Below are 14,913 nucleotides of genomic sequence, written 5' to 3'. Positions count from 1 at the left end.
GCATGACTCCTTTCTAGCCATGGGTGAGCCGGTGCCGTCAGGGCGTTGGCGGCAGCAGCATCGATTGCCATGTCTTGTCCCTTGGTGCGTTCCGGGCGAGGTCGGACTGCGGGTGCACCTGACCGTCCGGACCGAAGAAGGTGCCGGTGGCGGGGTCGTAGGGTGTTGCCGCAAGCGGCGGAAGTGCCGGCGGCGGCGCCCCGGCGACTCCGGGCGGGGGCGGCAGCTGCGGGATGCTCTGCCCCGACACCGTCGCGTTCGGGTCTCCCTTCCAGGCGTCACCGTCGTTGAGCGGGACGAATTGCTGGTTGCTCTCGCACAGCTTCACCGTCGGCGCACGTTTGCCGGGCACCGTCTCGCACGGAATGTTGCGCGCGCCGCGCACATTGAGCCACGAGTCCTGCGGCACCCGGCAGTACAGGTCGCCGGGCGGGCGTGTCGGGTAGTCCACGAGGGAGGCGTTGCGCTGCTGCTGAGCGGGCAGAAAGCCGGTGGCGCAGGGCGGCGGCAGGTTGAGGTTCAGGTTGAAGCTCAGATATTGACCGTGGTAGGGCTGCTTGCTGTTGAGGTTGCCGAGGATGCCGGCCTGTTCGGCCGCGATGGCTTCTGGAAAGACCACCAGCAATTGCTCGATGTCGTTCTGGTAGGTGAGCGCGACCTGCCCGACGCTGACCAGATTGGCGAGCAGGATCGGCAGGGTCGGCTGCACACGCTCGAAGAGGTTGCGCATCTCGGCGAACGCCGGGCCACCCCCGTCGATGGTGCCGGCCACGGCATCGTCGTTGGCCTGCAATTCCGATGTCACAGTGGCCAGGTGGGATGCCCAGCCGGCGATCGCAGCCGAGGTGTGGGTCTGAGAATCCAGCACCGGCTTGGACTGGTCGATCAGTGCGAGCAACGGGTCGAGGTTCTTTCGGGCGTCGATCGCCAGGTTCGTCGACCCGGCGACCAATCGGGACAGCTCCGGTCCGAGTCCGCCCACCGCCGTATACGACTCGTCGACAACGGTTTTCAGGTTGTCCCGGGGGATCGCCTGCAAGGCGCCGTTGGCCGCGCTGAGCAGCGCGTTGATGTTGGGCGGTACCGACGTGTCGGGCCGCCGGATCACATCGCCGTCCTTCAGCGGCGCCGAGGTGGCGTTGCGGGGAAGCAACTCCAGGTAGGACTCACCGACCGCGGATTGACTGTGCACTTCGGCTTTGAGGTCGGACGGGATACCGACACCGGAATTCAGCGACAGCTCCGCGACGACCCCGCCGTCGCGCAGGCGCACCGACTGCACCCGGCCCACCTCGGTACCGCGGTAGGTGACGTTGCCGCTGCTGTACAACCCACCCGATTCGGGTAACTCCACCAACACGGTGTAGTGGCCGATCCCGAACATCATGGCGGGCAGCTGGACGAAGTGCAGCGCCATCACCGCCATCGCGATCAGTGCGATCACGCTGAAGACGGCCAGTTGAATCTTGACCCGCCGGTGTAGATGCAGCATTACGGCCCCTGATCCCAGTGGTACGGAATGGCCAGTGGATTGCCGGGGGTACCCCGGTAGCCGGAAGTGCACGGGCTGGGGTACTGGCCGATGGTGCGGCCCCACTGCAGTTCCAGCTGGGTCAGATGACACTCCCACCGGGTACCGGTGAAGAGCCCCTGGTCGATTCGGCTCAACGTCAGGTCGATGATCCCCGTCAGGTTCGCATAATCACCGCGCAGGAAATTCTCGAATGTCTCGTTCGGGAACGGGAAGGTAGCCAGCAGGCTGAGGGCTCGCGTCATGCTGGGCCCGGCGTTGGCAAGCGACTCCAGCACGGGCCCAAGCTGTTTGAGCTCGTTGACCACGTTCGTCTTGGTCCGGTTGACCGCGTCTGCGGTCAGCGCGCTGAATTTGGACAGCTGATCGGCCGCCATGACCAGGTTGTCCCGTTCGCTGTTGAGTACGGCGAGCGCGTCGGGGATGGTGGCCAGGGCGCGATCCAGCACCGGTTGCTGCTCGGCGAACTTGCCGACCAGGCGGTTGAGGCTGTCGGTGGCTGCGATGATGTCGCCGGACTGGTTGTTGACGTTCGCGGTGAAGGCGTCCAACTGGCCGATCAGGCTGCGCAGATCCTGCTCGCGACCACGGAACGCCGTGCTGAATGCCTCGGTGATGTCCTGGATCTGACCGATTCCACCGCCGTTGAGCACCAGCGACACCGCCGCCAGCGTCTGCTCGGTGCTGGGGTATGCACCGCCGCGGGACAGCGGAATGAGCGATCCCTCCCGCAGCTTGCCCTGCGGTGCTTCACCTTTGGGCGGCGGTGCCAGCTCGATGTGGTAGGACCCGAGCAGGCTGGTGGTGCCGATCTTGGCGGTGACGTTGGCGGGCAGCGATACGTCGCCATTGAGCCGCATGGTCAGCAGCGCATGCCAACCCTGTCGCTCGATCTTCTCGACGTGGCCCACGGTCACGTCGGCGACCCGGACCCGGGAGTTGGCCTGAATGTTGTTGACGTCGGGCATTTGCGCCTGAATCGAGAACGAGTCCGGGCCGTCACCCTGTGTGCCCGGCAGGGACAGCGAATTCAGCCCATGCCAGCCACAACCCGAGGTCGCAGCCACCAGCGCGAGCAGTGCCAGACCGGTGAACCGGTGCCGCCAGGATCGCGTTCTCACGAACCACCTCCCGGTGGGAGCATCATGCCGGGCAGTCCGGCCGCGGGATTGGTGGGGGTCGGCGCCGGGCCGGGGTCGGCGGGGGCCGGCGGCACGAAGTCCGGTCGCATCCAATCCTCGCTGTAGGTCACCTCATTGGGCCGGGCCTGCGCTCCGACGAACAGGTTCTCCCCGATCGGCGGGAAGTTGTACTGGCGGTTCTTGAAAATGGGCGCCATGTACTGGGCGCAGAGCTTGGCGGCCTGATCCCCACCCAGCCGGGAAGCAGCCTCGATTGCCCCGCACAGGAACGCAATCGGGTTGGCCATATTACTGCCCGCCAGTGCACCGGTCAGCGCGCCGTTGGCGGGTTCGAAGATGTTGTTGAAATTCTGCAGCACCGTCGGACCGATGTGCAGCGTCTGCTTGAGGTCATCGAGACTGGCGACCACCGCCTGGCTGATCGAAGCCAGCTTGTCCGAGGTGGTGCCGACCGCCTCGCGATGATCGGCGACAAAACTGCGCAGGTCGCCCACCACCGAATTGAGGTCCTCGAAGGCTTTGCCGACTTTATTCGGGTCGTCGGTCAGCACCGAGGTGACCGAAGCCAGGTTGCGGTTGAGCGATTCGAGCAGGTCGGCGCTGTCGTGCAGTGCGGTCACCAGAGTGGACAGGTCTTTGAAGGTGGTGAAGATGTCGTTGCTGTGGTCACCGAGCGCCGAAACCGCCTGCGACAGTTTGATAATGGTGTCGCGAATGGTGGATCCCTGGCCGCGCAGGTTGTCGGCGGCGGTGTTGATCAGTGAACCCAGGGTGCTCACCCCGCCGGCCTGACTCGGCGCGAGCAGCTCGGTGAGGCGTTGCAATTGGGTGCGCAGGTCGTCCCATTCGACCGGGACCACGGTGCGGTCCTGCGGTATCTGGGCGCCGTCGGCCATGGTGGGCCCGCCGCTGTAGGGCGGGGTGAGCTGGATGGCCCGACCGGTGACCAGTTGCGGCGACAGGATCGCGGCCTTGGCGTCGGCGGGAACCTTATACTTGCGGTCAAACCAGAAGGTCACCTTGGCGCGCAACGGTTGTGGCTCGATCTTGACGATCTTGCCGACCGGGACGCCCCGGATCCGCACGTCGTCGCCGGCGAACAGGCCATTGCTGTTCTCGAAGTAGGCCACCACCTGGTTGCGTTCGGACCGGTCGGTCGCCCGCATCGCCACGACCACGCCCGCGACCAGAATCAGGGCGAGTACCGTGCCGAGCACGGACCGGGGGCGCCGGAGTCTGGTTGTCACGGTTCACCTCCCGGCGACTGCAGGGCCTGCGTTGGGACAGCGGCCGGGACCTGCGCGGGTGGGCCGGGTGGCGGTCCACCGGGCGGCGGCGCCGGCGGCTCGACCCGGACCGGGTAGCGAGGATCGCCGGGGTTGCCGGTGATCGCGTCGGGCAGGGTCATCCGCGGCGGGCCGCCCTGCCCGGTCCGTGGGTACGGCATCGGCAGTGGCGGGGTTCCCGGCTGACCGGTCTGCGGGTCGGTCAGCTGCGAAGGCAGCAGGGTGGCCGGGTCCAACCCCAGGTCGGAGAACGCCGCGCCGATGAACGGTTGAATGAACTGTCCCGGAAGCAGATTGACCACATATGCCTTGAAGAAGGGACCGGATGACACCGACTCCCCCAGCGACATCACATAGCTGTTGATCATGGGGATCGCCTGCTGGATTCGCTCTTTGCGGTTCTCGACAATGGCCAGCACCCCGTTGAGCTTGTCCAGCGCTGGACGCAACTGCTCCCGGTTTTCTGCGATGAAACCTTTCAGCTGCTGCGATACCGCCGACATGTTGGTCCAGATGTGGCCCAGCGCTGCGCTCTGCGTCCGCAGCTGAGCCAGCAGCGCGTTCGTGTCATGCACCAGGTTCACGATCTGGTCGGTGCGCTTGGCCAGCACTCCGGTGGCCTTGGCCGCATTACTGAGCAGGGTGCGCAGTTGCGCGTCGCGCCGGTCGAGTGTCTCGGCGAACCGCGCCACGCCCAGCAGAGCGTTGTGCAGATCCGGTGGGGTGTCGGCGAAGGTGTGCGCCAGCGTGCTCAACGACCCGGACAACTGCTCGGTGTTGAGCCCGCTGACGGTGTTCGCCAGGTCGCCGAGCGCCTCGGGCAGCTGGTAGGGCGAAATGGTGCGCTCGATGGGAATCGGGCCGGCGAGCGAACCACCGCCGCGCGGCAGGACGTCGATGATCTTGCTGCCCAGCAGGCCCTTGGTCTTGATGGCCGCCTCGGTGCGGTCCCCCAGCCGGATGTCCTTGCCCACCTTGAACCTGACCAGAACACCCGACGGCTCGAGATCGATGCTGGACACCTTGCCCACCGGATAGCCCGAAACCTCGACGGTGTTGCCGTCGCGCAGCCCACCTGCATCGGCGAAATAGGCGGACACGTCCCTGCCGTCGTTGAAGAAGGGCAGCTTCTGGTAGTTCAGCGCCGCCAGGACGACACCGGTAACCGCCACGAGGCCGACGGCGCCGATGATCAGCGGGTTGCGTTCGGAGAAGCTTTTCATTTCGGCGCACACCGTCCCGTGCTCTGGCCGGCCACCTTTACGTAAACCGGCTGTCCGCCTTTGCCGTTGACCTTGAGCACTACATCGCAGAAGTAGAAGGCGAAATAGTCGCCGTAGATGCCCTGGCGCACCAGAGCCTGATATTTGTCGGGCAGCGTGTTGAGCAAGTTGTCCAGGTAGTCGTGATCGGCCACCGCGATCGCGGCTGCCCGGTCGGTCTCGTGCACCACCTTGCGGAACGGTTCGCGGGCCTGCGCCATGAGGTCGGCCACCGAACCGGCGGCGGCGTTGGTGTAGGCCACCGCATTGGTGATGTCGTTCTTGCGTGCGGCCAGCCCGTGAATCAACTCCGCCAGTGAGCTGACCGCCTTATCCAACCGATCGCTCTGTCCGCCAAGCGAACCCAGCACCACGTGGAGGTTCGTGATCACCTGCCCGAAGAGCTCGTCACGGTCGGCGAGCGTATTGGTCACCGCGGCAGCCTGATTCAGGAACGAGCCGATGGTGGGCCCCTGACCCTGAAAGGCCTCGAGCAACTGTTCGCTCAGGGCATTGACCTGATCGGGGTTGAGCGCCCGGAACAGCGGGCGGAAGCCGCCGATCAACGCATCCAGATCCAGCGCCGGCTGGGTGCGGGCCACCGGAATCGTCTGGCCGGGGCGCAGCACCGCAACCCCGCCCGCACCCTCCTGCAACGCCAGGTAGCGATCCCCGAACAAGTTGTCGTACTGGATCGCCGCCCGGGTTCCCTCGGTGAGGGTGACCGACTTGTCGGCGGTGAACTCGACATGCACGGTCGCATCGGGGTTGACCGAGATGGCGTTGACCTTGCCGACCTCCACGCCCGCGATGCGGACCAGTTTGCCCTCGCGCAGGTTGGACACATTGGTGAACTCGGCATAGTAGGTGTTGCCCGCACCGAACCGCACCTCGCCGAATACCCCGACCAGCAACGTCGCGGCAAGTCCACACACGCCCAGGAAGATGGCGAGGCGTAACACGATGCCTCTGAGGTTCTCCCGCATTGTGTGTTCTCTCCTGGGCGGATGGGGGTGGGTTTGGATCAGTTGGGACCCGGTTGCGGCGGGCCCGGCTCGCTCGGTGGTGGCGGCGGGGGTGGCACCCCCGCCGGGGCGGGGTCGCTCGCCGGGGCGGCGGGTGGCACTCCCGGCCACAGCGGCACGCCACCTGGGCCGTACAGCGGCGCCCCGTACGGTGGTGCGCCCGGGTTCGGTCCGATCGCCGGCCCGGGAAGGCACTGGCGGATCGACGGCGGCTCGGGTGTCCCCCGGGTCACCGGAAGGTAGTTTGCCCAACACGGATGTCCCAGACCGGGATTGGGGCGGATGTCGAGGCCGTCGCCCCAGCCGGTGTTGGTGATCAACTGGCGCACCGGGAAGTTCTTCGACGCGTCCGGCAGCGACCCGCAGCCCGGTTTCCCGCCGGGTCCGCCCTTGGCCGCGACGCGCGGCAGGTTGTCGGGAAAGACGTAGGGATCGTTGCCCAGCAGCAGCGCGACATCCAGTTGCAGCGTGCGGCCGTCGCCACCCCAGGCCGCATAGCCTCCGTTGTCCAGATACCACTTGGTGCCCTGCAGGAAGCAGGTGTACTCCGGGCTGTACTTGAACAGCAGATTGGTAGTCGGTTCCAGGCCGTTGATCCCGTTGACCAGGTTGTCTCTACTGTTGCCGAGCAGATTGGTGCCGGCGCCCGAGAAGCCGATGATGTTGAGCAGCAACGCATCCAGCGACTTGGCATGGTCTACCACCGTCGAACTGGTGGTGCTGCCGGCGTTCAGGATCGCCACCAGGTTTCGGGCCGCGCGGTCGTAGGTGTCGTTGAAATTCTTGAAGGAACGCCAGTCCTGGCGCATGGTTTCGCTACGCGCGTTCAGGGCCTGCAGCACCTGGTTGAGGTCGGTAGTGGCCCGGCCCATCCGCGGGCCCTGGCCGCGCACGCCGTCGGCGACCGCAGACAGCACCGCGTTCAGCTTGACCGGATCGATCATCTTCAACAGATCGACGACATTCTGGAAAACTGTGTTGACTTCGGTGCTGACGTTTGTCGAGCGCAGCTCCGCACCCGAAGCCAACGGGGTCCGGCTCGGGCTGTCCGGATAGACGAGTTCGACGAATTTTGCGCCGAAAGCGGTGGTGGCACTGATCTTTGCCTGCACATTGGACGGGATGTAGCGGATCTGGTCGGGGTCGATCTCCAGCTTCAAGCTGGCGGCGTTCCGCGCGTCGCCGACGGCACCGACCCGTCCGACCTGCACACCCCGCATCTCGACCTTGGCACCTTCCTCCATGACCAGTCCCGCACGATCAGAAGTCAGGGTCACCGGCACATAGGACCGGAATGTGCCGGCGAACGCCGTCGTCGTGACGAACATGAAGACGCCGACAGCCGCCAGCAGGATCACTGTCCACCAGACCGAAGGGATGCGGTGCTCTCCCGCAGCATGTTTCATGTCGCTAACCCGCAAGATGGAAGTTGCCGGACTGGCCGTACACCGCCAGGGTGATCATCACGATCTCCACCGCCGCGACCACCATCGAGGTGCGCACCGCCCGGCCGACCGCCTCGCCGACGCCGGCCGGACCGCCGTGCGCGTTGAACCCGTAGTAGGTGTGCACGAGCATCATCACGACGGTGATCGCCACCACCTGGAAGAAGGACCAGATGATGTCGCGGGGGCTGAGGAAAGTGTTGAAATAGTGGTCGTACACACCGGATCCCTGCCCGTAGATCGCGGTGGTGCCGGCGCGAGATGCGAGAAATGCCATCATGATTGCCACGCAGTACAGCGGAATGACGACCACGACGCCGGCCACCACCCGAGTCGATGCCAGGTAGCTGACGCTGCGGATGCCGATCACCTCGAGCGCGTCGATCTCCTCGTTGATCCGCATCGCGCCGATCTGCGCGGTCGCGCCGGCACCGATGGTCGCCGACAGCGCGACCGACGCGGTTCCCGGCACGATCAGCCGCACATTGAAGTAGGCCGACGCGAAGCCGGTCAGGGCTTCGATACCCACCGAAGACAGCTGGTTGTAGCCCTGCACCGCCACCAGGGCGCCGGTGGTCATGGTCAGGAACCCGACGATCACCACGGTGCCGCCGATCATCGCCAGCGCCGCAGCGCCCAAACCCATTTGGGCGATCAGCCGGAGCAACTCACCGCGGTAGTTGACCACCGCGTCCGGAATGGACCCCAATGTCCCGGCGTAGAAATGCATCTGGGACCCGACCCGATTCCAGCCCAGCACGACGTTGCCGACCGCGCGCCGCAATCGGGGTGCCATTGCAGCCGGAACACTCACGGAGGCGGTCGTATGTGTCATTGCACTCATGTCACCGTGAACTGGATACCGACGGCGGTCACAATGACATTGATCGCGAACAGCACCATGAAGGTGAACACGACCGTCTCGTTGACCGCGTTGCCGACGCCGGCCGGGCCGCCACCCACCGAGATGCCCATGTAGCAGGCGATCAGCCCGGCGGCCATACCGAACAGCGCCGCCTTGACCAGCGAGACGATGACGTCGCCCAGACTGGTGAGCGTCGTCAGTCCGGTGACGAACGCTCCCGCCGAGACGTGCTGGACGTACACCGTGAAGAAGAAGGCACCGGACAGCCCCACCACAGTCACCGCCGACTCCAGCGCCAGCGCCACCGTGGTGGCCGCCAGCACGCGCGGAACCACCAGGGCTTGTAAGGGGTTGATTCCCATCACCCGCAGTGCGTCCAGTTCCTCGCGGATGGTGCGCGCGCCGAGGTCCGCACACATGGCGGTGGCGCCGGCGCCCGACACCACCAAAACGGTGACGATCGGCGCGATCTGGTTCACCGTGCCGACGGCCGCCCCGGTTCCGGAGAAGTCGCCGGCACCGATCTCGGTCAACAGGATATTGAAGATGAACGTCAGGATCACCGAGTAGGGCAGCGTCATCATCAACGCGGGCAACATCGATACGCGCGCCACGAACCAACTCTGGTTCAGATATTCATGCCAGGCGATCGGCGGCCTGAACATCAACACGAAGGCGTCCAGCGACATCGCGAAGAAACCGCCGACTGCCCGCAGCGGTTTGGTGGCGACGGCCGAGGTCAGCATCAATTCCCCCCCGAAACACAGGGGCGTGCACCGACCACACCGGCGACAGCAGTCGCCTGCGGTCGTGCAGAGAAAAGGGTGGCCGAGGGCATGTGGGAACGCTATCCAGCGCGCCGGTCCGCCGACTGCTCCATCAAGAGGGATAATCAGTACCCCAACAGGGGCACTTTCGCCGCCAGCACGGGAAACGGCGTCTTGTGTTTGCTGGGCACACGTCCAACTACCGGCAGCGACCGGCCGCCGCCCGTCCGGCCCGGCCGACCGGATCTGTGATCACAACGCCAGTTCCGCAACTGCACCGGGCGCCAGACACCTTCATCCTCCGACATCGCGATTACGTTGTGCGACAACCATATTGGTGGCGCTCGCTCCGGACTCCGGCGCACCGGGCGCGTCCGGAGGCCGGTGCCGGCGCCGCCCGCCATCGGCGGATGGCGCATGCCTGTCTCAATGGGGAGCCCGATGCTGCCAGACTTGTGTTGCGGCGCTACCGTGGCGCCGACGATCCGGAAGGGGACTGCGTGCCACCTCGCGAACAGCCGCCGGGTTCGTCTCGCGGCCCTTCTCGGGCGGAACGCGTCGCCGCAGACTTGGAACACGAGATTCTGCACGCCCGCCTGCCGGTAGGCGCCCATCTGGGCCGCCGCTCGGAGATCATGGACCGGTTCGGGATCAGCCCAACGGTGATGAACGAAACGTTGCGGATTCTGCGCGACCGCGACCTGGTCGCGGTCAAACCCGGCCCGGGCGGCGGGATCACCGTGGCCAGTGCGCCCCCGCAGGTGCGATTGGGCGCCCTGGACCTGTGGTTCCAGCCGTCCACACCGCACCCGTTGGACCTTTTCGAAGCGCGGTTGTATCTGGAGTTCGGCCTCACCAAGGCGGCGTTCGAACGGGCCACCAGTGCCGACATCACCGCGATGCGTGCGGCGATGGCGACGCTGCGGGCCAGCACCGACGCGCCGCGATTCTTCGACTCCGTCATCGCCTTTCATCGGGTGGTCGCTGCTGCAGCCCACATCCCTGTCCTGGAAGGCATGCACCAGTTGCTCGTCACCAGTATCAGGGCGATGCTGACCCGGGTGGTCTTCGTCGCCGGTTATGAACCGCTGTTGGCCAACAGCCTTGACGTCCATGACGACATCGTCGCGGCTATCGCCCTGCACGATCAGGCGTCGTTCGTCGACGCCATCAACCGGCATGATCAGGACCTGATCCGCGTGGATGATCCGGACCGGACACCGAACACACCGCAGCATCCCTGACCGACCGCGTCCCACGGCACTCCATCGCACCTTTCCGGTTGCCTCACGCAGCCTAAGGAATTGTGCAGCTATTTCTTGAATTATGGATGCATAATAGCCTAGCCTAGTCCCCGAGCAACCTGCCCCGACGACGTCGCGCGGAGCCATGATCGCCAACACCGACCCTCTCCCGGGCATCATCGACGTCCACACCCATGCCATCGACGCCGAGATGCCGGACTTCGGTGCTGCGTATCCGCAGGATTGCTGGCCGAGCCTGCAACGCACCGACGAGACCGGTGCCTGGTTGGCGTTCGGCGGCCGGCGATACCGCCGGATCGACCACCGGAGCTGGTCGACGACCGCACGCCTGGCCGACATGGATCGTTACGGTGTTGCAGTTCAGGTGCTTTCGCCCATTCCGGTGACCCTCTGCTATCGCGCGTGCGCGCACGGAGCGGCCGAACTGGCGGCGTTGCAGAACGACTTCTTCGCCCGGGTCACTTCCCGGCACCCGGATCGTTTCACCGCGCTGGGTGCTGTCGCCCTGCAGGACCCGGACCGGGCTGTCGATGAGTTGCGCCGGTGCATGCAGACCCGCGGCTTCCTCGGCGTCGAAATCGGGACCCGGGTTGCTGACGTCGAATTAGCCGACCCCAGCCTGGACCGGTTTTTCGGCGTGGCGGCGGAACTGGACGCGTTCATCCTCGTGCACCCCAGCGACCAGGATGTGCCGGCCCGGGTGCGCGAGCTCGGGTTGGGTTTCGGCGCCGGCATGCCGGTCGAGACGACGCTGGCGGCGGCAGCACTGTTGGCCGGTGGCGCGCTGGCTCGTCGGCCGGTCGCGCGCATCTGCCTGGCGCACGGCGGCGGTGCGCTGCCCGCCCTGATCGGCCGGCTGGACAAGGCTGCCGTCATGGCGGGCATCCCCGTCGACTCACCCGAGCTACCGAGCCGGTTGGTCCGCCGGCTGTGGTGCGACAGCCTGACCTATCGCGACACGGCCCTGCATGAGGCAGTCGATGTATTCGGTTCCGGCAACGTGGTTTTCGGTTCCGACTATCCCTTTGCCGCGATGCCCGAGCCGCTGGACGACGTGATCTCGACCCTGTCGGCCGACCTTCGGCACAAGATCTGCCGCAGCAACTTAGGAGCAGCATGACGCAGTTTCTGGGTCTGGGCCTGACCCACTACCCGCTGCTGGCCGGTACCGACGAGCACATGGCCGACCTGTTGCGTTGGACCCTGCAAGATCCCGACATCCCGGCCGAGGTCAAGGATCCCGCGGGCTGGCCGGCGTCGATGCGCGCCGAGTGGGGCACCGACGGCGGTCTCGTCGCCGCCGCGCACCATCGAAAGATATTGGTGGACAATCTTGCTCGTTGCCGGGCAGCGCTCGACGACTTCGCGCCCGACGTGGTCGTGGTGTGGGGTGACGATCAGTACGAGAACTTCCGCGAAGAAGTGATCCCGCCATTCTGCGTGCTCGCCTACGGTGACGTCGCCGTCAACCCCTTCGAGCTGATGACGCGCCGCGGCAGCCCGAACCCCTGGGGCCTGCCCGAGGACACCACGATCACCCTGCACGGGGCCGCCGACGAGGCGCGCCGGCTGGCGAACGATCTCATCGGGGCCGGCTTCGACATCGCCTACTCCTACCGCAAACGCCCCGAATCGCCTTTCCCGCATGCGATTGTGAACACCCAACTCTTCTTGGACTACCCCAACGCGGGAGCCTGTTTCGACTATCGGCTGCTCCCGATCACCGTCAATTGCTATGGCCAGCACGCGATCACCCGCCGGGGCGGCCTGGCCAGGTTCGCCGAGATCGCCGCGGAACAACTGGACCCGTCCGGCCCGACTCCGGCGCGTTGCTTCGAGTTGGGTCGTGCGGTGGCGAAAGCGCTGCGGGATTGCGAGCTACGGGTCGCGCTGGTGGCATCGTCGAGTTGGTCGCACGCGTTTCTGACCGACAAGACCTGGCACCTTACCCCCGACACGGCCGCCGATCACCGGCTCTATCGACTGTTCGCCGCGCGCGACTACGCCGCCTGGCGGGCCACTCCCAGCCGCGACATCGTGGACTCCGGTCAGCACGAGATGCTGAACTGGTTCTGTCTGACCGGTGCCGTCGAAGAACTGGGCCTGGAGCTGACCTGGTCAGAACTGATCACCACGGATGTCTTCAACTCCAACAAGTGTTTTGCCGTGTTCCAGGAAGGATGCCCCCGATGACGACGTCAGCCACCGCCGACCTCGACTCCCGCAACATCGACGCCGCCGGCGTCGCTACCACCTACCTGCAGGCCGGCTCCGGTCGCCCGATCCTGATGCTGCACGGGTCCGGGCCGGGAGCGTCCGCGCTGGCCAACTGGCAGCACAACATCGCGGCCCTGGCGCACCGGTTCCGGGTGCTGGCTCCCGACATCGTCGGCTTCGGCGGCACCGAGCGGCCCGACGACATTGTCTATTCGCTGCGCACCTGGACCGATCACGTGTGGTCCTTTCTCGACGCGCACGGCATCGTGCAGACCTCGATCGTCGGCAACTCGCTGGGCGGCCGCATCGCGCTGCAGATGGTGACCGACCGGCCGGATCGCGTCGAAAAGATGGTGCTGATGGGCGCCCCCGGGGTCGGTATGACACCCACCGCCGGACTGGCGGCGCTGCGTGCCTACCAACCGTCGCACCGGGCGATGCGCGACCTGCTGCGCAACTATTTCGCGGTCGACCCGACCATGATCACCGACGAACTCGTCGACAGCCGCTACCGGGCGAGTATCGCCGGCGGGGCCCACGAAGCCTATCGCGCAATGTTTTTCGATTCCCGGCACGCCGGATCACAACTCGGCATCACCGAAGCCGAGGCGCGTGCCATCGCCACTCCGACGCTGCTGGTGCACGGCCGGGAGGACAAGGTGGTGCCGATGGACGTCTCGGTGACCATGGTGGGTCTGCTACCCAATGCCGACCTGCGTGTGTTCAGCGCCTGCGGACACTGGACCCAGATCGAGCGGGCCGACGAGTTCACCGCACTGGTCGCCGACTACCTGAGCCGCCCATGAGCACCGAGGCGGAACCCGGACTCGCCCGGCCGACCACAGCGCTGTTGCCGATCGTCGAAGAGGACGCCGCAGCCGGCAGGTTCCGGGTGCACCGGTCGGCGATGACCGCACCCGACATCCATCGAGCCGAAGTGGACCGGATCTTCGCCACGTCCTGGCTCTACGTCGGACACGAATCGGAGATCCCCCATCCGGGCGACTTCGTTCGGCGACCGATCGGCGGACGACCGGTCTTCATGGTGCGCGGCGTCAAGTCCGGCAACGTCAACGTGTTTCACAACACCTGCACGCATCGCGGGGCCTTGGTGTGCCGGCAGGAATCCGGCAATTCCAAGGTATTCCAGTGCTTTTACCATGCGTGGACCTTCGACTCCGAGGGTCGGCTCAAGGGTGTGCCGGACCGCGACGCCTACGCCGACGGGTTGAATTTCGACGAGCTCGGCCTGCGCCGGGTGGCGCGGGTCGACTCCTACCGTGGGTTCGTGTTCGCGAGTTTCGACGCCGGCATCGTGGACCTGCCGACCTACCTGGCCGGGGCCAAGGACTACATCGATCTCGTCGTGGACGGTTGCGGCGGTTCGGCCGAGATCATCCGCGGTACCAACCAGTACAGCTTCGATGCCAACTGGAAGCTGTTGGTGGAGAACAGCGTTGACGGCTACCACGCCGAGTCCACACACGACACCTACTTCAAGTACCTGGTCTCCATCGGGACCGACCTGCGTGGCGGGGTCAGTGGTACGGCCATCGACCTCGGCAACGGTCACACCGTCATCGAGTACAGCTCACCGTGGGGACGCCCGGTGGCGAAGTGGGAACCGCTGTTCGGCGACCACGCCCGCACCGAAATCGACCGACTGCGTGCAGATCTGGTGGCCAAGCACGGTGAGTGGCGTGCGCACGCCATGTCCGAGGTGAACCGCAACATGCTGATCTATCCGAATCTGATCATCAACGACATCATGTCCGTGACGGTGCGCACCTTCTACCCGCCCACCGCGGATGCCGTCGACGTCACCGCCTGGGCACTGGGCCCGTCCGATGAATCCGAGGCGTTGCGCCGACGCCGGTTGGACAGCTTTCTGACGTTTCTCGGTCCGGGTGGTTTCGCCACCCCCGACGACCTGGAGGCGCTGGAATCCTGCCAACAGGGCTTCGCCAGCGGCGGCGTCGAATGGAACGACATTTCGCGCGGGATGGGACGTGATCCGATGGCCAACGACGAGGAACAGATGCGGGTGTTCTGGCGGCGTTGGCAACACCAGATGGGTGACGCCGCGGACCTGGCCGGTGTGCGGTGAC

Annotated in this window: 13 protein-coding genes; 5 read left to right on the top strand and 8 right to left on the bottom strand. The window is 65.9% G+C overall.

Features of this window, described 5'->3' with window-relative positions:
- Nucleotides 1–37: 37 nt before the first annotated feature.
- The 8 genes from ACZYZ9_RS17900 to ACZYZ9_RS17865 are packed head-to-tail and all read right to left on the bottom strand — an operon-like array spanning nucleotide 38 to nucleotide 9,302.
- Nucleotides 38–1,489: an MCE family protein gene (locus ACZYZ9_RS17900; RefSeq protein WP_463827785.1), complete on the bottom strand. Its 1,452-nt coding sequence runs from the start codon at nucleotides 1,487–1,489 to the stop codon at nucleotides 38–40.
- A gap of 2 nt (nucleotides 1,490–1,491) precedes the next feature.
- A complete protein-coding gene (locus tag ACZYZ9_RS17895) occupies nucleotides 1,492–2,616 on the bottom strand; it encodes a virulence factor Mce family protein (protein ID WP_463827784.1) in 1,125 nt (374 codons plus the stop codon).
- Nucleotides 2,617–2,648: 32 nt separating this feature from the next.
- Nucleotides 2,649–3,920 carry a virulence factor Mce family protein gene (locus ACZYZ9_RS17890; protein ID WP_463827608.1) on the bottom strand — a complete coding sequence of 424 codons (1,272 nt, stop codon included), beginning with the start codon at nucleotides 3,918–3,920 and terminating at the stop codon, nucleotides 2,649–2,651.
- Nucleotides 3,917–5,182, bottom strand: coding sequence for an MCE family protein (locus ACZYZ9_RS17885; RefSeq protein ID WP_463827607.1), 1,266 nt, complete (start codon nucleotides 5,180–5,182; stop codon nucleotides 3,917–3,919). The genes ACZYZ9_RS17890 and ACZYZ9_RS17885 overlap by 4 nt, the downstream gene beginning before the upstream one ends.
- On the bottom strand, nucleotides 5,179–6,207 hold the full coding sequence (locus tag ACZYZ9_RS17880) for a virulence factor Mce family protein (RefSeq protein WP_463827606.1): 1,029 nt from the start codon (nucleotides 6,205–6,207) through the stop codon (nucleotides 5,179–5,181). The genes ACZYZ9_RS17885 and ACZYZ9_RS17880 overlap by 4 nt, the downstream gene beginning before the upstream one ends.
- A gap of 38 nt (nucleotides 6,208–6,245) precedes the next feature.
- On the bottom strand, nucleotides 6,246–7,652 hold the full coding sequence (locus tag ACZYZ9_RS17875) for an MCE family protein (RefSeq protein WP_463827605.1): 1,407 nt from the start codon (nucleotides 7,650–7,652) through the stop codon (nucleotides 6,246–6,248).
- A gap of 4 nt (nucleotides 7,653–7,656) precedes the next feature.
- Nucleotides 7,657–8,487: an ABC transporter permease gene (locus ACZYZ9_RS17870; RefSeq protein WP_463827783.1), complete on the bottom strand. Its 831-nt coding sequence runs from the start codon at nucleotides 8,485–8,487 to the stop codon at nucleotides 7,657–7,659.
- Nucleotides 8,488–8,531: 44 nt separating this feature from the next.
- Complete coding sequence (locus tag ACZYZ9_RS17865) at nucleotides 8,532–9,302, bottom strand: MlaE family ABC transporter permease (protein ID WP_463827604.1); 771 nt, start codon at nucleotides 9,300–9,302, stop codon at nucleotides 8,532–8,534.
- 521 nt (nucleotides 9,303–9,823) lie between these two features.
- On the opposite strand from ACZYZ9_RS17865, the gene ACZYZ9_RS17860 reads away from it, so the two are divergent.
- The 5 genes from ACZYZ9_RS17860 (at nucleotide 9,824) to ACZYZ9_RS17840 (ending at nucleotide 14,912) form a co-directional block, all read left to right on the top strand.
- On the top strand, nucleotides 9,824–10,567 hold the full coding sequence (locus ACZYZ9_RS17860) for a FadR/GntR family transcriptional regulator (RefSeq protein ID WP_463827603.1): 744 nt from the start codon (nucleotides 9,824–9,826) through the stop codon (nucleotides 10,565–10,567).
- A gap of 145 nt (nucleotides 10,568–10,712) precedes the next feature.
- Complete coding sequence (locus ACZYZ9_RS17855; protein ID WP_463827602.1) at nucleotides 10,713–11,708, top strand: amidohydrolase family protein; 996 nt, start codon at nucleotides 10,713–10,715, stop codon at nucleotides 11,706–11,708.
- Complete coding sequence (locus ACZYZ9_RS17850) at nucleotides 11,705–12,781, top strand: DODA-type extradiol aromatic ring-opening family dioxygenase (RefSeq protein WP_463827601.1); 1,077 nt, start codon at nucleotides 11,705–11,707, stop codon at nucleotides 12,779–12,781. Before ACZYZ9_RS17855 ends, ACZYZ9_RS17850 begins: the two co-directional genes overlap by 4 nt.
- Nucleotides 12,778–13,611, top strand: coding sequence for an alpha/beta fold hydrolase (locus ACZYZ9_RS17845; RefSeq protein WP_463827600.1), 834 nt, complete (start codon nucleotides 12,778–12,780; stop codon nucleotides 13,609–13,611). Before ACZYZ9_RS17850 ends, ACZYZ9_RS17845 begins: the two co-directional genes overlap by 4 nt.
- Nucleotides 13,608–14,912, top strand: coding sequence for an aromatic ring-hydroxylating oxygenase subunit alpha (locus ACZYZ9_RS17840; RefSeq protein ID WP_463827599.1), 1,305 nt, complete (start codon nucleotides 13,608–13,610; stop codon nucleotides 14,910–14,912). The genes ACZYZ9_RS17845 and ACZYZ9_RS17840 overlap by 4 nt, the downstream gene beginning before the upstream one ends.
- The last annotated feature ends 1 nt before the right edge of the window (nucleotide 14,913 follow it).

Source organism: Mycobacterium sp. IDUB_28 (assembly GCF_055419285.1).
The sequence above is the reverse complement of the archived record's forward strand: the minus strand, read 5'-3'. Positions and strand labels throughout refer to the sequence as shown.

Coding starts and splice junctions, on each gene's coding strand:
- ACZYZ9_RS17880 (WP_463827606.1), bottom strand. CDS start 6,207: ATGCGGGAGAACCTCAGAGGCATCGTGTTACGCCTCGCCATCTTCCTG.
- ACZYZ9_RS17885 (WP_463827607.1), bottom strand. CDS start 5,182: ATGAAAAGCTTCTCCGAACGCAACCCGCTGATCATCGGCGCCGTCGGC.
- ACZYZ9_RS17865 (WP_463827604.1), bottom strand. CDS start 9,302: ATGCTGACCTCGGCCGTCGCCACCAAACCGCTGCGGGCAGTCGGCGGT.
- ACZYZ9_RS17875 (WP_463827605.1), bottom strand. CDS start 7,652: ATGAAACATGCTGCGGGAGAGCACCGCATCCCTTCGGTCTGGTGGACA.
- ACZYZ9_RS17840 (WP_463827599.1), top strand. CDS start 13,608: ATGAGCACCGAGGCGGAACCCGGACTCGCCCGGCCGACCACAGCGCTG.
- ACZYZ9_RS17845 (WP_463827600.1), top strand. CDS start 12,778: ATGACGACGTCAGCCACCGCCGACCTCGACTCCCGCAACATCGACGCC.
- ACZYZ9_RS17850 (WP_463827601.1), top strand. CDS start 11,705: ATGACGCAGTTTCTGGGTCTGGGCCTGACCCACTACCCGCTGCTGGCC.
- ACZYZ9_RS17855 (WP_463827602.1), top strand. CDS start 10,713: ATGATCGCCAACACCGACCCTCTCCCGGGCATCATCGACGTCCACACC.
- ACZYZ9_RS17870 (WP_463827783.1), bottom strand. CDS start 8,487: ATGGCACCCCGATTGCGGCGCGCGGTCGGCAACGTCGTGCTGGGCTGG.